Annotated in this window: 18 protein-coding genes; 7 read left to right on the plus strand and 11 right to left on the minus strand. The window is 47.0% G+C overall.

The window, feature by feature from the left end; all coding sequences use genetic code 11:
- Positions 1-106 precede the first annotated feature (106 nt).
- Positions 107-1015 (minus strand): LysR family transcriptional regulator, encoded by a 909-nt coding sequence (locus AB3G37_RS07215; RefSeq protein ID WP_369790155.1) that lies wholly within the window; start codon positions 1013-1015, stop codon positions 107-109.
- Positions 1016-1107: 92 nt separating this feature from the next.
- Here AB3G37_RS07215 and AB3G37_RS07220 point away from each other — a divergent pair, with 92 nt between their 5' ends.
- Complete coding sequence (locus AB3G37_RS07220; RefSeq protein ID WP_369790156.1) at positions 1108-2172, plus strand: NAD(P)H-dependent flavin oxidoreductase; 1065 nt, start codon at positions 1108-1110, stop codon at positions 2170-2172.
- On the opposite strand, the gene AB3G37_RS07225 is transcribed toward AB3G37_RS07220, so the two are convergent.
- Complete coding sequence (locus AB3G37_RS07225) at positions 2169-2807, minus strand: TetR family transcriptional regulator (protein ID WP_369790157.1); 639 nt, start codon at positions 2805-2807, stop codon at positions 2169-2171. The genes AB3G37_RS07220 and AB3G37_RS07225 overlap by 4 nt on opposite strands.
- Positions 2808-2935: 128 nt before the next feature.
- On the opposite strand from AB3G37_RS07225, the gene AB3G37_RS07230 reads away from it, so the two are divergent.
- Positions 2936-3592, plus strand: a complete 657-nt coding sequence (locus AB3G37_RS07230) for an O-methyltransferase (RefSeq protein ID WP_369790158.1) — start codon at positions 2936-2938, stop codon at positions 3590-3592.
- A gap of 186 nt (positions 3593-3778) precedes the next feature.
- On the opposite strand, the gene AB3G37_RS07235 is transcribed toward AB3G37_RS07230, so the two are convergent.
- From AB3G37_RS07235 to AB3G37_RS07255, 5 genes are all read right to left on the minus strand, one after another.
- On the minus strand, positions 3779-4993 hold the full coding sequence (locus tag AB3G37_RS07235; protein ID WP_369790159.1) for a diguanylate phosphodiesterase: 1215 nt from the start codon (positions 4991-4993) through the stop codon (positions 3779-3781).
- A 346-nt stretch (positions 4994-5339) separates the two neighbouring features.
- Positions 5340-6545 (minus strand): MFS transporter, encoded by a 1206-nt coding sequence (locus AB3G37_RS07240; RefSeq protein ID WP_369790160.1) that lies wholly within the window; start codon positions 6543-6545, stop codon positions 5340-5342.
- A gap of 123 nt (positions 6546-6668) precedes the next feature.
- Positions 6669-6812, minus strand: a complete 144-nt coding sequence (locus AB3G37_RS07245; RefSeq protein WP_369790161.1) for a glyoxalase superfamily protein — start codon at positions 6810-6812, stop codon at positions 6669-6671.
- Positions 6813-6965: 153 nt separating this feature from the next.
- A complete protein-coding gene (locus AB3G37_RS07250; protein ID WP_009636509.1) occupies positions 6966-8735 on the minus strand; it encodes a GMC family oxidoreductase in 1770 nt (589 codons plus the stop codon).
- A 38-nt stretch (positions 8736-8773) separates the two neighbouring features.
- Positions 8774-9496, minus strand: coding sequence for a gluconate 2-dehydrogenase subunit 3 family protein (locus AB3G37_RS07255; protein WP_369790162.1), 723 nt, complete (start codon positions 9494-9496; stop codon positions 8774-8776).
- Between the two features lie 984 nt (positions 9497-10480).
- On the opposite strand from AB3G37_RS07255, the gene AB3G37_RS07260 reads away from it, so the two are divergent.
- Entirely contained in the window at positions 10481-11986 is a 1506-nt protein-coding gene (locus AB3G37_RS07260) for a PhoPQ-activated protein PqaA family protein (RefSeq protein WP_369790163.1), read from the plus strand.
- A 137-nt stretch (positions 11987-12123) separates the two neighbouring features.
- Here the strand turns inward: AB3G37_RS07260 and AB3G37_RS07265 are convergent, their stop codons facing one another.
- The 4 genes from AB3G37_RS07265 to AB3G37_RS07280 all read right to left on the minus strand — a co-directional run bounded on the left by AB3G37_RS07265 (position 12124) and on the right by AB3G37_RS07280 (position 14803).
- Positions 12124-12369 (minus strand): hypothetical protein, encoded by a 246-nt coding sequence (locus AB3G37_RS07265; RefSeq protein WP_369790164.1) that lies wholly within the window; start codon positions 12367-12369, stop codon positions 12124-12126.
- 300 nt (positions 12370-12669) lie between these two features.
- The gene (locus AB3G37_RS07270) at positions 12670-12807 is read right to left on the minus strand and encodes an SDR family oxidoreductase (RefSeq protein ID WP_369790165.1); all 138 of its coding nucleotides are present in this window, start codon (positions 12805-12807) and stop codon (positions 12670-12672) included.
- 334 nt (positions 12808-13141) lie between these two features.
- Positions 13142-14041, minus strand: coding sequence for a LysR family transcriptional regulator (locus AB3G37_RS07275; RefSeq protein ID WP_369790166.1), 900 nt, complete (start codon positions 14039-14041; stop codon positions 13142-13144).
- Between the two features lie 57 nt (positions 14042-14098).
- The gene (locus tag AB3G37_RS07280) at positions 14099-14803 is read right to left on the minus strand and encodes a carboxymuconolactone decarboxylase family protein (RefSeq protein WP_369790167.1); all 705 of its coding nucleotides are present in this window, start codon (positions 14801-14803) and stop codon (positions 14099-14101) included.
- Positions 14804-15109: 306 nt separating this feature from the next.
- Between AB3G37_RS07280 and AB3G37_RS07285 the strand changes: the two genes are divergently transcribed.
- From AB3G37_RS07285 to AB3G37_RS07300, 4 genes are all read left to right on the plus strand, one after another.
- On the plus strand, positions 15110-16120 hold the full coding sequence (locus AB3G37_RS07285; protein WP_369790168.1) for an aldo/keto reductase: 1011 nt from the start codon (positions 15110-15112) through the stop codon (positions 16118-16120).
- 17 nt (positions 16121-16137) lie between these two features.
- On the plus strand, positions 16138-17184 hold the full coding sequence (locus AB3G37_RS07290; RefSeq protein ID WP_369790169.1) for an NAD(P)-dependent alcohol dehydrogenase: 1047 nt from the start codon (positions 16138-16140) through the stop codon (positions 17182-17184).
- Positions 17185-17344: 160 nt separating this feature from the next.
- Positions 17345-17908, plus strand: coding sequence for a peroxiredoxin (locus AB3G37_RS07295; RefSeq protein ID WP_009636518.1), 564 nt, complete (start codon positions 17345-17347; stop codon positions 17906-17908).
- A 23-nt stretch (positions 17909-17931) separates the two neighbouring features.
- Positions 17932-19170, plus strand: a complete 1239-nt coding sequence (locus AB3G37_RS07300; protein WP_009636519.1) for a protein-disulfide reductase DsbD — start codon at positions 17932-17934, stop codon at positions 19168-19170.
- Positions 19171-19173: the final 3 nt, after the last annotated feature.

A 19173-nucleotide genomic window follows, 5' to 3' on the forward strand; every position in this document is an offset into this window, starting at 1 on the left:
ATCTGGCCAGCGGGTCCTTTGATTGCAGGAGTCTAATTATTGCAACCGGGCTGGTGGTTGAAAACGAGAGGTTAATGTTCGATTTCTATTATAAATAGAAAAAGGTTTAACCCAGCGCCTGCTGCTGAGCGCCATCAAGATTGGAAGTTTCATGCATAATTCGACACAGCTGTTCCAGCGCCGGAGAGGCAAAATCTTTCCTCCAAATCAGATGTGTGACAGCGGATCCTGCATCAATTCTTTTTAATCCTTCTGGCAGTTGTAGCAAATCGACCACGCTTTCTGGCAATAGGCAGATATAAGTCCCTGATGCGACACACGCCATCATTGAATGGTAAGAGGCTACATCCTGAATTTGGATGCCGCCGCCTTGCGCTGAAGCTTTTTCTAGAAGCTTCCTGGCTAAATCGCGATAGGTGCAGCCTTCCTTAAAGGCAGCCAATCTGCCAACTGTAATGTCTTCAAGTTTGTTTACATGACTCATGCTGGCAGGTAAAAGCAGAGTGAGATTTTCAACAAATAGCGGCAAGTTATGCAAATCTTCAGGACATTGTACACTTTTACCAGCAATAACCGGCAGTGCGACCAGTGCACAGTCCAACTCAGATTGCTGAACGCGCTCGGTTAATTGACGAGTTGGCATCATCGTTAGGTTAAGTTTTACCTCTGGGCAAGTGCGACTGAATGTTGCCAATGGTGCAGAAAGGCGACTAGCCGCCGTGCATTCCATCGATCCTATGGAAAATATGCCGCCGGGTTGCTGCGGATGTAGCGACTGGCGGGCTTCTTCAGCCAGGCTGAGCAACTTTTTGGTATACACCAAAAACTGTTTTCCCTGGGGTGAGAGCTTGAGTTTTTTGCTTTCACGGATAAACAGTTGCACATCAAGTTCTTGCTCAAGCTGCTGAATACGCGTGGTTATATTCGACTGGACTCGTCCGAGGCGCTTCGCGGCCTTTATGATACTCATCTCTTCAGCTACAACTTCGAAGATTTTTAATGAAGTGTGATTCATCTTATATTCTCATAATGAAAACGATATTGATTTTATGGTCTCTATAAGAGATTGTATATTTTCAGCACATAAAATGACAAGCAGCGATAAGAATGAAAAACTCTTTATGCGAATTACTCAACCTGCAATATCCCATTATTCAAGCGCCAATGGCTGGTGTTTCAACCCCCGAACTTGCTGCCGCAGTGTCTAATGCGGGGGCTTTGGGATCGATCAGTATCGGTGCCGCCAACCCCGAACAGGCCGAGCTGATGATTCAAAAGACGCTCGCACTGAGTTCTGGGCCAGTTAACGTTAACGTTTTTTGCCATCAGGCAGTACAGCGCGATGAACAGCTCGAAAAGGCGTGGATAAAGCAGTTTCATGAGTTGTTTGTGCAATATGATGCTCAACTCCCTGGCGAGCTGGAAGAGATTTACGCCACCTTTCATAACAACAGTCTGCTACTCGACATTTTGTTAAACATTCGGCCGGCTGCGGTAAGCTTTCACTTTGGCATACCGGCTTCTGTAGTAATCAATTTACTGAAGCAAAAGGGAATTATTACGCTGGCGACGGCGACGAGCATCGATGAGGCCAAAGAAATCGAAGCCAGCGGTATCGATTTTATCGTAGCGCAGGGTATCGAAGCTGGAGGGCATCGGGGCATATTTGACCCGATGCAGGCGGATAGTATGCTCAGCACCTTTACCTTGGTACAGGCGATTAAGCACCACTGTCGAAAACCGGTGATTGCCGCAGGGGGAATAATGAATGGGGCAGGGATCGCGGCGATGTTAGCTCTAGGCGCGGAGGGCGCACAGTTGGGAACCGCATTTGTTCTGTGCCCCGAATCCTCGGCCAATAGCGCTTATCGTGAGGCTCTAAAAAGTAAACAGGCCGCCAATACGGTGTTAACTTCTGCAATATCTGGCCGACCTGCGCGCTGTATCGAAAACGCTTTTTGCACCTATGCGCGTGACTTTGCCAAACATACCATTCCTTCTTATCCTCTGACTTATGCACTTGGAAAAGCATTGGCCAGTGCGGCAGCAGCGAAAGGAGATCATGGTTTTGGAGCCCAGTGGGCCGGGCAAGGTGCTCAACTGGCTCGCGAAATGAGTGCACAAGATTTAGTGTTAACACTGGTCGATGAGATGCACGCCGCGCGAAACTAAGCGGCAGAGTTTTCCGTTACCGCAAGATAGGCACAAAACATGTCTGCCATAGCTTGGGCATAGGCGTTGATTTCCTCGGCAGTTCGAAAGCTTTCGGAAAAGTCTTTCCCCACAGCGCCCAAAGTTTTGGAAATCAATTCTCCTGCTAATTTCCGCTTTTCTGACCCGACGTCGGGAAGCGCCTCACGCATAAAATCGTCAAAGATCTTTTCTGCACCGGCCTTGATCTCAAGTGCTTCAGGCGCATCACGGTAAAGCGGCGCAGCATCATTGAGCGCGGTACGCATCAATGCTTCTTCACATTCCGACTGAATAAAAACCTGTACCAACTCGCGCAACCTTTCTGGCGGCGACTTTTTTCTGTTTTGCAAAATACTGCTCAGCATAGTGGCGGTTTGCTGCCACTCATCGCTTTGTAGACGAAACAAGATTGCCGCTTTATTGGGAAAATATTGGTAAAGAGAACCAATACTGACACCGGCCCTTTCTGCTACTCGCGCAGTGGTGAATTTCGCCGCGCCTTCCTTCTCTAAAACACGACTGGCTGCTTCAAGTATCGTTGCTACCAATTCGGTAGACCGCGCCTGTTGAGGCGTTTTTCTCGAGGAAACTCTTGGGGTTAGGCGTTGGGTCATAGTGGTGTCAGGCCTCGGAATGAATGCGAATAGAAAATATGAGCAATTCATCGCATTATTTGAACGCGATGAATTAATCGCATTTTAATTATGCACTGCATGGTGCCCAAGACCATAAGGATTTAAAAATGAGTACATTAACTACTGCGCCACTTGTGCCTCTTCTTGAGCATTTATTTAAACAAGCTGAAGAGGCGACTAACCCGGTTTTTAACTCGGTTTCAGAGCAGGAACGTCTGCGATTGATGCAAAGTAAAACGGAGTATCTCGACCTTTATGGCCAGCTTAAGGACCTGTGGTTGCCCGTTTCTCGTGAGACCGGTTCTTTGCTGTATCTATTGGCGCGAAGCTTAAAGGCGCAAACTATCGTTGAATTTGGCACTTCGTTTGGAATTTCTACCCTGCATCTGGCAGCGGCGTTGCGTGATAACGGCGGCGGTCGTCTTATCTCCAGCGAATTTGAACCGTCTAAAGTTAAGCGTGCGCGCCAGCATATGATTGAGGGCGGGGTAGGAGATTTGGTGGAAATCCGCGCAGGGGATGCTTTGCAGACACTCGCTTTTGATATGCCTGAAAATATTGATTTACTGGTGCTCGACGGTGCCAAGGCCCTGTATCCAGAGATTCTGGCTTTACTGGAGAGTCGGCTCAGACCAGGAGCAATCATTGTTGCTGATGATGCCGATTACAGCCCTGAGTATCTGGCCTATATTCGTTCGACCAGCAATGGCTATGTTTCAGTACCTTTCGGCGGGGATGTTGAAGTGACATTGCGACTGGGATGAGCTGATGATATTAACCCCCGGCTCAGTGTCGGGGCTAAAAATCTTATTGCCGGCAATCCGCGAGTTCGGGGAATGATGAAATGACCAGAAGTGTTTTGGTGATTTTCTACATATAAATACCTTTTACTATATTTAACAAGGCCTTCTCAAAGGAAGGCAGAGTTAAATGTTATTCGATGAATCAACCTATAGTTCTGTTTCCGGCCAGGCAACTGCCGGAATGCCATTGAGCCGAGGTTTTGCAAACAAATCACCCTGGAAGTTAAGCACTCCTGCGGCTTCAAGCCACATCCACTCTTCAGGCCTCTCAACGCCAGCTGCAATCACTGATATTTCGAGTGAAGAACAACATTTGATGATTGCTTGAACGATCGCCTGTTTCGGACCATTTTTATGCACGTCGCTAATGATGTTGCGATCGATAATGATTTTTTCGGGCTGAATTTGAGCCAGCAACAGCAAACCCGCAGAGCCTGCCCCGAAATCGTCTATGGCCAGACTTATTCCCGATGCCTTGAGTTTCCTGATGGCTGAAGCAAATTCCTCAACCTGCGTAATGACCTCGGTCTCTGTGACCGCGACCACTATTTGTTCCGGGACCAGGCCATTTGCTTTGATTTGCTCAATCAGGAAATCAACGGCCTCGGGTACCCTAACCAATGACATCGGCAATAGTTTTATAGAAAGCGTTTTCCTGCCAATCCCTAACTTGCCGGCGAGAGCGAATGCCAGTTTTTTGGAGTCCAAATCGGCCTGATAAACTTTTTCAGGCGACAGACAAGAAAAATAATTGTGCGCAGAACTGCCTTCCAGGTTGCAAAGCTTGGCTTCCAGCGAAATGACTTCACGAGTCAGTGGGTCAACAATCGGCTGAAAAGCAAAACTGTAATCTTCCATACTCGCCTGGCTGAACTCAATTGCCGGTTCTGGAGTCTCATCTGCAACAAATGACCAGCTGTCAGCAGGCGGGATTTCGAGATAGTTTTCCTGCTCTCTTGCTTCAACGAAGGTGCAGAGAAACTGAAGTGCTCGGTCGTCATAGGTAAGCTGATACTTGGAGGTGCCTTTTTTCAGCACCGCCTCGAGAACTGTTTCCTGGGCGTATTGGCTGAGATCAAAAAGCTCCATCCCGACGTTTCCAAAACGCCGTTCGGGTGCGTAATCGCGCATCAGCTCGACCAGATTGTTATGCCTGTTATCTGAACAAATATTATCGTAAATCTTGTTAACAGCTTCTTCAGGCCCTTCAAGCAACTGAAAAAAGTGGCTTCCGTTGAAAAGCAGAATGCCTGTAACGTCAAAGAGCTGATTCCTGACATTGGCGTCAGCGGCTAAACCAGCCAAAATTTCTACCGAAACGTTATCGCAGAGATGGCTACGATAAATGATTGTTGACAACATGTAGGGTTCCAAATTATTCGCCCTCTCACAGCAAAGGCTGTCAGGGTCACATTCAGTGATGTTGAAACCTTTCCGCTTATCAGCTGGATAGGTAGTAAACCATTACTTTGCTTCTTTTCGTGGCCTTAACTTTTTCAATATAAGTTGTGCTCAATTAGATTGAGTGCGCTTTAAATACTATACAACAAATGCCACTCGTTTCGCGACGTTATTGTTTCCGCCAATGGCAGTCACTTATCTAAGTGAGTGGTCATTTAGATTGAAGGTGATTGAACTGTGCTATGAGAGGGTATAGACGACAGGGGGGAATAGAGCAAGCTGCCAAAAGATCATCCCGAATGTAAGCCTAAATATCAGGCTTAGTCACTCTGTTGGGGATAAGCGAGCCTTGAATGACTATCGATGCAAAAATCAGCAGCGCAGCCACGGGTAACATCCACTTTGAAGCTCCCAGTCCGAAAAAAGTATTGGTTAACAAAAATCCCATGACCAAGGGGCCAATGGCCTGAAAGGCTGAAAAGTAAGTAGCACTCTGGGCTGCAACAGGATGGGCGTCTTTATCGTCTCGTACTGAATCTATCATTTTGACACGATTGCCGATTCGAATTGTGTTTAATGAAAAGCCGATAAAGAAGCAGGCCGCTAAGCTAATGGGTCTTATTTGTACTAAACAAAAAATTGTATCGCCTATAACTAACAGGATTGAACAGAGGAGAAATGAAAATCTTCCCTGTTTCAACAATGCAGCACTCAATGCCCCCAACCCCGAAATACCGGCAGCTATTCCAAATTGTTGACTACTCCAATGATTTAAACTCTGAAAGAATATGGGGGTTAAGACGTTGAATGCCGCAATATGCAAACCGATCAGACCATTAGTAAAAAATAGCGCAATCTGATCACTGGAAGCCTTGAATTGTTCAATGGATTTGTGTGCAAATGTGTTGATATCTGAAGTGACTCTTTCTTTATCTTTATGATTCCAAAGTAAAGTTAACGCAATTAAGCTCAAGGTGATATCAAAGAGGCTGATAAAAAGCAGGGTCATCGCCAAAGGATACTTTGCAGAAAGCAAACCACTTACTAAAGAACCGACAAAAGCCCCAGCTTGCATTACCGTTTGCATGATCCTTGAAGCATTCCCGGAAGTAATCGATTTATTAATTACTAATTGAGTATTTCTTGCTTCAAATGCACTCTGGGTTGATAGGGTTAGTACCCCATAGAATATAATCAAAAGAGTAATACCTAAGTAACTCTCAGAGAATGGCGTTCTTGACACTAAAAGTATTAATGCATAGATAAAAATGCGAAATAAAAATAATTGTTTCAAATTCAGATGCAAAAGGTTGGCTTTTGGAAAAATCTTCCTCAGCAGATAGGGAGTAATAATACTGATAGAGAGAACAACGCCAAGGAACCACGAAGAGGCGGTTATTTTATAAGTATTCCAAATTATGCCAACTAAAACGACGATATCACTCACGTACACCAATGCTAAAAAAGCGTAAAATTGCAATAGTTTCGATCTGGTAGCATGATTTTCTGTCATTTTAACCTTTGTTTGATTGTGATTTTTAATTCATTTATATCAGATTTTTATTCATTTATAGGTTCCTTTAATAGCAGAATTAAGCCAATAACGTGCCGACATAAGTCGGCACGTTGAACAAAGTTAGTATTGGCAAAATCGGATACGATTGCCGAAAGGATCATAAACTTCCAGCACATTTCCCCAGCCTTGCTGAACAATGTCCGTGCGTCCATAGCCATAGTGCTTATTGTTAAGCTCGCTGTGTAGCAGCTCGATATTTTGCATCGGAACAAAAATTGTTGCTCCAGGACTCGCATCGCCGTGTTATTACACAGCAGGATGTAAAATAGTAAACCGGCTAATGAAGGAAAAATCCCCCTTATACACTTTTAACGTTAATAAATAGTGACTTAGCTTCAAGGTATAAGGGGGAGATGTTTAAACCAGCGAACCGGGGTTTTTAACGTAACGTTCGATGATGGCTCGGGCAGTACGGAGAGTTAGCGCACCAATGGAAATGGTTGGGTTGTAGCCGCCGTTGTTTGGGAAAGAGGAAGCGCCAGAAACGAACAGATTATGTGCATCCCAATGCTGCTGATAACGGTTGAGCACCGAAGTTTTGGGATCGAGGCCCATCACCGCGCCACCCATCGTATGCGAGCTGTCAAAAGGGCGATATGGCGAATAATGATCGTCAGCAAAATTCAGCGCACGAATGTTTTTGCCCCCAACGGCCTCGGCAATTTCACGGCAGCGATCCCGAATATAGGCGCCTGAGCGTCGGTCGTTAAGATTGTAATCGTAAGTCATGCGCAATAACGGCTGGCCGTGGCGGTCTTTGTAGGTCGGGTCAAGGTCCAGGAACTGATCGCGATGCGAATAGCTGGTTCCCTGACCCTGGACCATGGCCCAGTTTTGATAACCTTCCTGAAAATCTTTTTTCCAGCTTGATCCCCACTGACGATGCCCTTGCGGGATTTGGTCGGAAAGGCTTATTGGCAAGCCGGTATTGGAAAGCGCCTGAATACCGGCACCACCGATAAAACCAAGGCCTGTGTGGTCGAAATTGTCGCCGTTAAAATCGTCAATCTGGGTTGCCAATGCGCCGGTATTCATAAACGGATTGAAAAATTCATTTTCAAGATTCAGAAACGCATAGGAAAGTGTCTGGAAATTAAATGCCCGACCTAAAGTGCCTTCACCGGTTTTAGGATCGTACATTTTCCCGAATTTCGACAACATCAGTAATCGCACGTTATCCAGTTGATATGCTGTGATTACAACGATATCAGCAGGTTGGAATCCATAGTTGCCATCAGAATCAATAAAAGTCGCGCCAGAAGCCGTTTTACCATCCGGGCTTTTTTCAATGCGCAAAACTTCACATTCGGTGAGCATGGTGAAATTCTTACGCTGCATCAAAGCTGGCATTACACAGGCGTTAGGGGAGGATTTCGACCAGTTGCCACAACCATAAAGTTGGCAGTAACCGCAGTAGGTGCAAGGTGCCAGCTCGATGTCTAAGGCATTTTTATAGGCTGCGCCGATAGTTCCTGCTGGAACAGGAAAAGGGTGGAATCCCATTTGGGTGGTTTTTTCAGCGAAAATATCATTCCAGCGTGAACGAACCAATGAAGGGGTGGGATAAGGGCTGCTGCGACTGCCTTCGAACGGATTCCCGCCGGGCTGTTTGACGCCATTGATGACGCCTGCAGTACCGGAAGTTCCTGCTATTTTCTCGAAACGGTCGTAAAAAGGTTCCAGCTCATCGTAGGTCACGCCAAAGTCTTGAACAATAAGCCCGTCTACCAGCTGCTTTTTTCCATAACGTTGCTCAACGTGGCTTGCAACGGCCAAATCATAAGGCAGGAAACGCCACGAAGCGGCCGCCCAGTGAGTTCCAGCGCCGCCAACGTTCATCCCTAGCGTCCAGTTATTCCATTCACGCCCTGGAAGGGCCGTTTGATTGCTATTATTGCGAAAGGTATAAGTTTCAACCGAGGCGGGTTGAAGGATCTCTTTGCGTACAGAATATCTTAATTCATCCGGATCGGTAGTTGTGGGAAAATCGGCGCTGGTTTCGCGCCAGGCTCCACGTTCAATAGCGACCACATTCAGTCCTGCGCGCGTCAACTCTTCAGCCATTACCGAGCCAGCCCAGCCAAGTCCGACAATAACCACATCTGCTTTAGGTCTTTTATATTCCATGCTCACATTCCCCAAAAAAAAAGAAAAATAACTAAATATCAAATCATGATTAGGCTAATTGGCTCTAGTTCGACTCTTTTTCCTTTAATATTTATATAATCGCGGTAATCGTAACGTGCGCCAGGGAAGCCAATCATTTTCCAGCCTGCCATATTTTTATTTCCACCATATATAGGGTCAGCCAGGAAGCCTTCTTTGACGTTTGTCAGCATTAAACTGAACAATTTACTGCCATTAAATTCACCATAATCAAAACTGCCTGATTCCATTTTTTCCAGATAGTTATCCTTTTCCTCGTCGCTGAGATCTAAAAAGGCCTTACCTGTCGTTTTCTGACAATGACTATCCATTGCAGCCAAACCCTTCCGATAAATCTCTGCTGGAGTAATGATGTCTTGTATTCCTTGTTCCGGCGTACCTTGAACCAAGGGACCTAACTTGTAGCGGTTTTGTGCCGAACCAAATGGTCCAATTAACTGATTGTCAGTAAAGGTGACACAACCTGCCTGAGAAGCACTGACTGACAGTTCATCGGCCGGGATCAGGCGGTCATAAACTGCTTTAAGAAGATCGGCCTCGCGCGGAGTAAAGAAGACTAATTTGCTGTCATCAATTATTTGCGGTAGGCGGCCAGGGGGGGAATTCCACTGTTGGCCGCCGGTAAACACTTTTACAGCTGCGCCTGCGGGTCTGAAAACGGATGCAACAGTGGCACTGGCAATCAGTACCATTCCGCCTTTAAGCACTTTTCTACGATTCACATTGATTCCTCAAATTGAAACAAGCGGGGGGAAATTAAATAAATGTTAAACTTGTAGTTATTGTGTGGATATTGATGGTTAAACTTGATTTATTTGTGGCAATTCGTGTGTTTCATGACTTAAAAACAGAATAAATAGCAAGCCGGTATTTACTTATGTCTAAAACTTTGCAAGGGGGTGAATGTCAATTTAATGCTTGATGTAATTACATCAAATATTATGAAATATTTTGTAAAATTCTCTATAGCAAATAAATAGAATTAGAGAATTTCGTTATTAATTTACGCTGTGTTAAAAGCCAAATAATGATGAACGGTTAATTTAGGTTAAGTGCTAGCAAAATTTCAAAAAAATTTTAAATTATAAGAAAAGTCTGCATTTGGGTTTTTATCGATCAAAAACATATAGTTACCTTTGTTTTGGTGTGGGTTAATCTATGGGTTGTCAATTTTTTGATCAAAATTATTGTACAGCAGAGATGAATTTGTATAGTTTTAGCAGCGCTATAACGGGGTGTCCGCAGGTAGGCTACATATCCCTCTGATCTGTTGTTATTTATTGAAAGGAATCTCTTGCTCCCATTCGTCATGAATCGGGGGCGAAACTCGTTAGTGTTGGTAAGTTTCACTAACACAAAGAAAACAGCATTTTTTAACAAATAATGCGTGGATTTTGAAAGGGAAAAATAACAGCGATAGTAAATTAAATTCTTCAGCAAAATAACCATGAGTTTGCTGAGTAGCTCCTTGTGCATCTGCTTTAATGCGAATGATAAACAAAGTAATTATCCATGATGCAAATGTTTGTGCGTTTACCATTTAGCAACGTGACTATAACTTTAATTATTGTCATTGCAGTTAAAATGACAGAAGGCTGAATTTGGAGCTTAGCTTACATAGTTAATTAAGAGCCGTTACAGGCCTAGTATTAATAAAGAAATATCTTACTAAAACTTTAGCATTTAATTTCTATCCCAGGGTATATATGAAAGTATTACGATTGAGTTTGTTTTCACTGGCTTTATTGTCAAATGGTCTGTTTGCACAAACGCTTCCCGTAGCGGCGGCATGCAACAGTCAGGGACCGCAGGCTGATGGCTCGCAAGTCCTGTCGTGTTACCGTCAGCAGCTTGCACAGCAGCCCCTGGACTATTGGTTTGTCGATAACAAACAGGCGCCTCGCGAGTATCGCTATTTATTGAACAGTGTTTTACCTGCTCACTACCACATCGATCCGTCGAAACCTCCGGTTCAGGTCAACACCTATAAACTGAATTCACAATCCTGGTCGCCTGCCGGACTGGTCACGCCACAGAAATGGACCCACGATGTCAGCATTTACATTCCAAAGGATGTAAAAGGCACTACGGCTGTGCTTGCCATCGATATGACCCCGGATGTGATGATTGATATCGCGCAGTCCACCAACACTATCGTGGTGTCACTGGACAATATCCCGTCCGTCGGCCTGATTTATGATAATGACAAGACGCCGCGTATCGAGGACGACAGCATCGGGCGTAGTTTTGAATTATTCATGGATAACCCGGACCAGAGGCAAACACTGCCGCTGCACGTGCCGATGTCTGCGGCGATTTCCCAGACCATCAGGCTTGCTCAGTTAGAACTCAAGCCATGGCACGTGGACAAGTTTATCGTGACCGGCGCTTCAAAACGCGGCTGGGCAAGCTGGCTGGCGGGAATTTCTGATCCGTCCGTGGTCGCTATTGTGCCGTTTGTTGCCGATATTTTGAATACCAAAGACATCATCAAGCACATGTATAAGACTTACGGTGGCAACTGGCCGATTGCGTTCAAGCCTTACTATGACCACAAAGTTGATCTTGATGTCGACAAACCGGCGTTTGACAAGCTGATGAAAATTGAGGATCCGCTACAGTATCGCGACAGCAGCGAAGCGTCACGTCTGGCTATCCCGAAATATATCGTCAATGCCAGCGGCGATGACTTCTTCCCGGCCGATGATTCGCATTATTATTACGATCAGCTGCCTGGTGAAAAATCGATGCGCGTTGCGCCAAATAGCGACCATATGGGCATTGAGAAATTCATGCAAAGCTCGCTGGTGCCTTTCGTCAATCGTTATCAGGACCATGTTGCACTGCCAACCGTGACGGTGGCGAAATCTGATGCAAATAATCCACAGCAGCGGCTGGTGACTTTCTCCGAGAAGCCGGTGAAAGTGGTGCAATGGACAGCGGTCAATACTGATTCCAGAGATTTCCGCTACAACTGTGGTATTCGCTACACCTCTGAACCGCTGACGGCCACCGAGGCAAACACGGTTAATTTGTCACTGGACTACAGTGGGGCAGGATGGCAGGCGAGATTTATTGAGGCGACCTTCGCCGATGGTTACGTGGCGACGACGCAGGTTTATATCACCCCTGACGCCAAATATCCGGTGACGGCTCCGGCTTCCAAAGGCGGCAGCTGCCAGACTTTGCCAGGGCGCGCGCAGATTAATTAATGTGATTTATCCAGAGCCTGGACGTGACTTCATTCAAAAAGGGGGGCGTTATTCAGGTTCTGGAAACAATCAGGGAATTTCATTGACCACGCAGCCCGCTGCGTGTGTCTTTGAAAATAGAGGCTTTTCGAGAAGGATTACAATTCGCTTTTAAGCACCACAAGAATCAACTGCTCAAAATGCTTAACATCTTCGGCACTGGCTGCCAGCTCAATTCGACCTACCAACTTTTTCAAAATCTCTCTACGATCAAGATTCTCACCGGCTCGTAAAATTTCGACCACAATCTGACCCATGGTCTCATCCTGCGAAAGAGCAGGGACGTTATTGAGCAGGAAAAGAGCATCACCCATCTTAGATTTTGAAAATTCACTCTGACGCATAAGGGCTTCCTTGTTCAAGATTTGATAGTTAACGCCTAAATGCGCCAATATAAAGTTATACAACTAATGTTACTTGTACAAGTATCATAACCGCCACCTTATGATTTTTTGTGCAAAAGGTGCTATATGCCGCGATTCGTTTTTCGAGTGTACTCTTAATTATTACTTTCCTAACTATTTTAATTTTTCCTATGTTGATGCTTTAACGGCAAAGTCAGGAAACGCAGAGTAGATTGTCACGACGATGCCGATAATCAAAAACCGCGAGAACTAGGGCCATCAGTGTCAGCAACGAGTTAATTATCGTACGGTATATCCGCCATCTACCGGCAAAGCGTGACCGATAATAAAACGGGAGGCCGGGCTACAAAGCCAAATAACGGCATCAGCAACTTCTTCGGCACGACCCAGACGGCGCATTGGGACTTCCTTCATCATTTCCGCCATGGCTTCTGGCTGGCTCCCGCCATGGCATAGGCTTTTGCTGCCGCAAGCCCCATACCCGAGGCGGCTCCTGTCACCAGAGCGACCTGATTTTCAAAATTGATTTTCATGGTTATTCCTTATGATAGTTTTCGATAAAATGATTTATTAAAGCAATAGTTTGCCGACTTCCCTTTTTATAACCGGGAGGTTTTAATGGCATGATATTTAAATGATTGATAACGCATTCTAAAAAAGCGTCATTGGGGAATTAATATAGCACTGCAGTTTGATTATTATTAGGAGCTATTAATGAATGGGATTATTAACCCCGTTCATTAATGCCGCTTTATTCACGCTGATAACGTAAAGCATCAATAACAATACGCATCGCTTTAGATGCCTGGCGTCGACTGGAATAAAATATATGTAACCCCTCGCAATAGGGCGTCCAGTCCTCGAGCATCAGCACTAATTTTCCCTGTTTAATTTCATGCTCGACCAGATCCTCGGGAACTTGCGCTATGCCATAACCATCAATAGCCGCTTCGACCACTTGCACCACGGTGTTGAATACCACCTGGCCGTCGACTCTGGCCCGGACTTCTTTGCCGTCTCTTTTAAACTCCCAAACGTAAAAGCCGCCATGGCTTGGAAGCCGCAGATTAATACAGCGGTGTTTGGCCAGTTGGTAAGGTGTTTCAGGGATGCCATGGGTATGTAAATATTCAGGAGAAGCGACGGCGACAAATCGTATATCTGGACCAATACGCAACGAAATCATGCCGTTAGTGACTTGTTCACCCAGCCTGACGCCCGCATCATAGCGATTAGCGACAATATCGGTTAAACCGTAGTCGTTAATCAACTCAACGTTAATTTCTGGATATTCCTTGAGAACGTTCGACAGTTTTGGCCATAGAACTCTCTGGATAGAGTAGTCGGTGGCTGAAATCCTGATATTCCCTGCGGGTTTGTCAAGCGCATCGCCAATCGAGGCAATTTCGCTGCTGATTTCTTCAAAACGTGGAGCCAGGTTATCCAGCAACCGCTGGCCCACTTCCGTAGGGGAAACGCTGCGGGTGGTTCTGGTCAGCAACCGGACACCCAGACTTGACTCAAGACCACGGATAGTATGGCTCAGCGCCGATTGTGAGACGCCAAGCTGTGCAGCGGCGCGAGTGAAGCTTTTTTCCCGAGCAACCGTGACAAATGCGACATAGTCATTCAGGTTATCGCGTGATTTCATTTATTTCCTTAAAACTGCTAATGCCGTGGCCTTTGAGTTTGATTATAGAAGTTTGTTTCAGCGGGACTCAAAAACCTGTTTGAAAACCGGTAATGCCGAAAAGACATTTGGCCAGCCCGCGTAGAAAGCGAGTTGAGTCAATGCTTCCCCTGCCTGAGGCTGAGTAAGGCCGTTGTCCATTGCTTTATTTAAATGAAATGTAATTTGTGCGACCTGACCGTTAGCCACCAAAGCGCAAACAGTAACCAGGCTGCGATCGCGAGGTGCCAGATCCGGGCGCAGCCACAGATCGTTAAATACTGCATCAGTAGTGAACTGCACCACGCCTTGGGAAACTGCCTCGAAATTACTGCTCACATGTTGGGCGCGCTGGTCTTCAGCCTGCTGGTCGATTGGCAAAGGTACAATGTCACTGCCCGGTAACTCACTGATGATAATGTCTCTTTCCTCAAAAACTTGCTGAACTGATTGCGCAGCGGCAGTGGCATTGCCCCAGCCGGCATAGAATGCAAGGTGGCTTATTATTTCAGAGATTTCAGCCGGTTTGACCCCATTATCCAGTGCCAGATGAATATGATTAGCCTGTTCGACACTGTGGTTACGGGAAATAACCACGGCTAGCGTGATTAGGCTTCTGTCTCGTGGAGAAAGCCCGCTTCTGTTCCACAAATTTTTCGCCAGGGTATTCTCGGTATACATTGCCAGCGAAGGCAACGTTATCTCGGTAACTGACGAATAATTTTTTAAAGAGGTATTTTTCATGGCCTGCACCTAAGTAGTGAATTCATAATTCAATAATACCTGCCGGATTTAATAATATTAATGCATGAATATTGCATACACTTATGAGTGATTTTCATTAGTTTGGTTTCTGCTGAAACTTATTTTTAACTATGGAGAGATTCCATTAATGAATCCTCCTCATATATTTATTCACGATTAGCTATTTATCTATCTTTCTCTGAGTGCCACTATTTATGAATCAAACGACTAGCCAGCACTGATAAGCACTCTTGTTTAGTCATTATCGGTTAGAAGGTTTTTGTTTACACGTCGAGAGGAATCACTATGAATTATAAATACTTGGGTCGTAGCGGCTTGAAAGTTTCGCCACTTTGTCTGGGCGCTATGATGTTTGGTGGTGAAACCGATTTAGAAACCGCCAAACGCATTATTTCAAAAGCGGGCGAGCAAGGGGTTAACTTTATTGATACTGCCGACGTTTATCATGCCGGTAAATCCGAAGAGGTGGTTGGCAAAGCGGTAGCAACCCATCGCGATGACTGGGTTATCGCCACCAAGTTTGGTTTTCCCTTTGCTGGTGGCCCAAACCAGGTCGGGCAGTCCAGAAAATGGATCCGTCAAAGTGTGGAAGGCAGTCTGAAAAGACTTGGCACCGATTATATTGATGTCCTGTATTTCCATCGTGCGCTTTTGGACCTCCCGCTGGAAGAAAGCGTTCGCTCGATGGGTGAACTCATTAATCAGGGCAAAATTCGCTATTACGGCGTGTCTAATTTCTCGGGCTGGCGGATTGCCGAGATGTGCCGTATCGCCGACCAGCTTGGCGTTGAGCGTCCGGTGGTTAGCGAACCGCTGTACAACATTGTGGATCGAAAATCTGAAGTCGAGCAGATCCCTTCTGCCGCCCATTACGGGCTGGGCGTGGTGCCTTACAGTCCGCTGGCGCGCGGCGTGCTGACCGGTAAATATAACGCTGAAACGGCTCCTCCGGCAGACAGCCGTGCCGGACGCGGTGATAGGCGAATTCAGCAAACTGAATGGCGCCAGGAGTCGATCGCCATTGCCCGAAAGATAGCGACCTACTCGGCCGAACGTGGCACTGATTCCATCGCCTTCGCTATTGCCTGGGTCTTGAATAATCAGAATATTTCCTCGGCTATCGTGGGCCCACGCACTGAAGCGCACTGGGACAGTTACATGCGCAGCCTGGACTTTACACTGACGAAAGAAGATGAAGAGTTTGTTAACTCTCTGGTTGCACCGGGCCACGCCTCGACTCACGGCTATACTGATCCAGGCTATCCGGTCGAAGGCCGTAAACCCTTAAATGATTAAACCGAGGAATTTCAACAATGTTGACTAAAGGTTACGCCGCACTTAAAGCAGGTGAAAAGCTTGCTCCTTTCACTTTTGAACGTCGCGAGCTGCGCGATAACGACGTAGCAATGGAAGTTCTCTACTGTGGCGTTTGCCACTCTGACTTGCATCAGGCGCGCAACGACTGGGGCGTCGGGATGTTCCCGATGGTGCCTGGCCATGAAATTGTCGGAAAAGTCACCGCCGTTGGTCATGGTGTGAAAAATACCAAGGTCGGCGATGTGGTGGCGGTGGGCTGCATGGTCGATTCCTGTCAGGAGTGCGATCAGTGCCGGCACGGCGAAGAGCAATACTGTCGTGAGGGCATGACGCCAACCTATGCCGGGCAGGATCGTTTAACCCAGGAGATAACGCAGGGCGGTTACTCTAAGCATCTGATTGCGCGTGAGGAATTTATTCTCCGCGTGCCGGATACGCTGGATTATTCTCGCGTTGCGCCGTTGTTATGTGCGGGCATTACCACCTATTCGCCATTGCGTACCTGGGGCATTGGTCCTGAAAGCCGCGTGGCCGTTGTCGGGCTGGGTGGATTGGGGCATATGGCGGTTAAACTCGCCGAAGGTCTTGGCGCCAGAGTTACCGTTATTGGCCGTTCTGCAGCCAAAGCCAAAGACGCCAAAGAGCTGGGTGCCGATGATTACCTGGTCTCGACCGATGCCGCAGCAATGAAAAAAGCGCAAAACTGCTTTGATTTTATTATCGATACTATCCCGGTACAGCACGACGTTTCACCGTATATGCCGCTGTTGGATATCGACGGTACTATGGTAATGGTTGGCCAGATTGGCCCGATCGACGAGCAGCCAACGATGCCGATGGTATTTGGCCGTCGTCGTTTGGCCGGTTCACTGATTGGCGGAATTGCCGAAACTCAGGAGTTGCTGGATTTCTGTGGCAGAAAAAATATCCTGCCAGAGTGTGAAGTGATTAATATCGATGAAATCAACGAGGCGTTTGAACGCATGGAGAAATCTGATGTGCGCTACCGTTTTGTGATTGATATGGCCTCCCTCAAAGCGTAATTATCACAAAAACCGGTTTTGAATAATCAACGCCGGTTTTTTTATGAAATTACTGCGCTAAAAAATATTTTCTCCCGACCGCAACCTTTACTTTGTTGCCATCGAACCTATGGTTAAGGTCATCAGGCGATATCGCCTGCCTCACAATGGAGAAATGATAATGCGTATGAAAAGCACCCTTGGCACGTTGGCTGTTGCAGCCGTTCTTGGTTTAAGTTTGCCTGTGACTTCCGCGTTTGCCGCATTGCAGGTTGGTGAGAAAGCCCCTGATTTCCAGCTTAAAGCCGCTCTGGCCGGTAAGCCGACCACCTTCTCTTTAGATAAAGCGTTGCAGAAAGGGCCGGTTGTGCTGTATTTCTTCCCGGCGGCTTTTAGCGCGGGTTGTACCATTGAAGCCCACGATTTCGCCGAAGCCACCGCAGATTTTGACAAGCAGGGCGCAACGGTGATTGGCGTTACTGCCGGAAACGTCGACCAAATCGCTAAATTCTCCCAGCTCGAATGTCGCGATAAATTTACTGTCGCTGCTGATCCAGGCGCTAAAGTTGCCGCAGAATACAAAAATACCATGCAGGCGAAAGGCAATACCTTGTCCGACCGTACTTCTTATGTCATTGCCCCGGACGGCAAAATCCTGCTGAGCTATACCGATAAAAACCCGGATGCCCATATCCAGAAAGCATTAGACGCCGTGAAAAAATACCGTCAGGCCAACCCGGCTTAACCCATTGATTAAGTAGGTTTAATATGCTGACTGCCATTGCAGCCGCCTTTTTGGGTGGCATTATTCTTAATCTAATGCCGTGCGTGTTTCCGGTGATATCGCTCAAAGCACTGAGTCTGATTCGCCATCACGACAAGCCTGCACAGGCCAGAGCCGAAGGTCTGGCATTTCTGGTGGGTGTTGTGGTGACCATGTTTGTGCTGGCGGGCATATTGCTGCTGGCACGGTCGGGCGGGGCGGCAGTCGGCTGGGGCTTCCAATTACAGTCACCGGTAGTGATCGCAGTGCTGATTCTCGTGATGCTGGCATCGGCGCTGAATTTGTTCGGCTTGTTTGAAGTCGGACTTTCGGTGCAAAAGGTCGGCGAAGTCGGCGGCGGTCGTGGCGGTTTGACCGGTTCGGCGTTGACCGGCGCGCTGGCAATAGTTGTCGCTACCCCTTGTAGCGCACCGTTTATGGCAAGCGCGGTAGGCTATGCATTAACTCAACCGCCGGTTGTCAGTCTGGTTATCTTTATTGCACTGGCCATTGGTTTCGCGGCACCGTTTACACTGATTTCGTTTTTCCCGGTATTGGCTCGGATATTACCTGCGCCCGGTGCCTGGATGGTGACCTTGAAGCACGGGCTGGCTTTCCCAATGTTGGGGGCGGTCGCCTGGCTCATCTGGGTGCTTGAACGTCAGGGCGGATCCATCGCCCTTGCTGCCATTCTGGCCTGTTGTATCCTGCTCAGTTTTGCTGCCTGGCTGTATGGCATGGCGCAAAAACGCCGTATGATGGGCAGACGTCATTGGGCTTTGCACATCGCCACCGTGGTTTTCGCGTTACTGATTGTGCCGCCGTTGGTCAATCTTAAAACCTTCGCAGGTGCGCCGGAGATGGCGGAAACCAGCGTCGCCGCAGCACCTGTAGCCTGGTCGCCGCAAAATGTTGACGCAATTAAAGGCCAGGGCAAGCCAATTTTCGTCGACTTTACCGCCTCCTGGTGCATTACCTGTCAGGTAAACGAACACACCTCGCTGTCAACGCAGGCGGTAAAAACGGCAATGGCGCGCACCAACACGATTTATATGATTGCGGATTCAACCAAGTACAATCCTGATGTCGAACAGGCGTTGAGTGATTTTGGCCGGGGTGGTTTGCCGCTGTATGTGGTGTATCCAGCGAACGGCGGAAAACCGGTGGTATTGCCACAAGTACTGACTCCGGGGATTGTTATCAGCGCTTTGGACAAGGCATCTGAACCTGAGAAAAAAACGTGAAGA

Origin of the sequence: Rouxiella sp. WC2420, assembly GCF_041200025.1 — a bacterium.
In the GTDB taxonomy this organism is placed as follows: Bacteria; Pseudomonadota; Gammaproteobacteria; order Enterobacterales; family Enterobacteriaceae; genus Rouxiella.

What these genes read in the sequence shown, in the direction of transcription:
- AB3G37_RS07285 (WP_369790168.1), top strand. Translation starts at nt 15,110, where the DNA reads ATGAATTATAAATACTTGGGTCGTAGCGGCTTGAAAGTTTCGCCACTT.
- AB3G37_RS07235 (WP_369790159.1), bottom strand. Translation starts at nt 4,993, where the DNA reads ATGTTGTCAACAATCATTTATCGTAGCCATCTCTGCGATAACGTTTCG.
- AB3G37_RS07240 (WP_369790160.1), bottom strand. Translation starts at nt 6,545, where the DNA reads ATGACAGAAAATCATGCTACCAGATCGAAACTATTGCAATTTTACGCT.
- AB3G37_RS07250 (WP_009636509.1), bottom strand. Translation starts at nt 8,735, where the DNA reads ATGGAATATAAAAGACCTAAAGCAGATGTGGTTATTGTCGGACTTGGC.
- AB3G37_RS07280 (WP_369790167.1), bottom strand. Translation starts at nt 14,803, where the DNA reads ATGAAAAATACCTCTTTAAAAAATTATTCGTCAGTTACCGAGATAACG.
- AB3G37_RS07245 (WP_369790161.1), bottom strand. Translation starts at nt 6,812, where the DNA reads ATGCAAAATATCGAGCTGCTACACAGCGAGCTTAACAATAAGCACTAT.
- AB3G37_RS07300 (WP_009636519.1), top strand. Translation starts at nt 17,932, where the DNA reads ATGCTGACTGCCATTGCAGCCGCCTTTTTGGGTGGCATTATTCTTAAT.
- AB3G37_RS07295 (WP_009636518.1), top strand. Translation starts at nt 17,345, where the DNA reads ATGCGTATGAAAAGCACCCTTGGCACGTTGGCTGTTGCAGCCGTTCTT.
- AB3G37_RS07265 (WP_369790164.1), bottom strand. Translation starts at nt 12,369, where the DNA reads ATGCGTCAGAGTGAATTTTCAAAATCTAAGATGGGTGATGCTCTTTTC.
- AB3G37_RS07290 (WP_369790169.1), top strand. Translation starts at nt 16,138, where the DNA reads ATGTTGACTAAAGGTTACGCCGCACTTAAAGCAGGTGAAAAGCTTGCT.
- AB3G37_RS07220 (WP_369790156.1), top strand. Translation starts at nt 1,108, where the DNA reads ATGAAAAACTCTTTATGCGAATTACTCAACCTGCAATATCCCATTATT.
- AB3G37_RS07230 (WP_369790158.1), top strand. Translation starts at nt 2,936, where the DNA reads ATGAGTACATTAACTACTGCGCCACTTGTGCCTCTTCTTGAGCATTTA.
- AB3G37_RS07215 (WP_369790155.1), bottom strand. Translation starts at nt 1,015, where the DNA reads ATGAATCACACTTCATTAAAAATCTTCGAAGTTGTAGCTGAAGAGATG.
- AB3G37_RS07260 (WP_369790163.1), top strand. Translation starts at nt 10,481, where the DNA reads ATGAAAGTATTACGATTGAGTTTGTTTTCACTGGCTTTATTGTCAAAT.
- AB3G37_RS07270 (WP_369790165.1), bottom strand. Translation starts at nt 12,807, where the DNA reads ATGATGAAGGAAGTCCCAATGCGCCGTCTGGGTCGTGCCGAAGAAGTT.
- AB3G37_RS07275 (WP_369790166.1), bottom strand. Translation starts at nt 14,041, where the DNA reads ATGAAATCACGCGATAACCTGAATGACTATGTCGCATTTGTCACGGTT.
- AB3G37_RS07225 (WP_369790157.1), bottom strand. Translation starts at nt 2,807, where the DNA reads ATGACCCAACGCCTAACCCCAAGAGTTTCCTCGAGAAAAACGCCTCAA.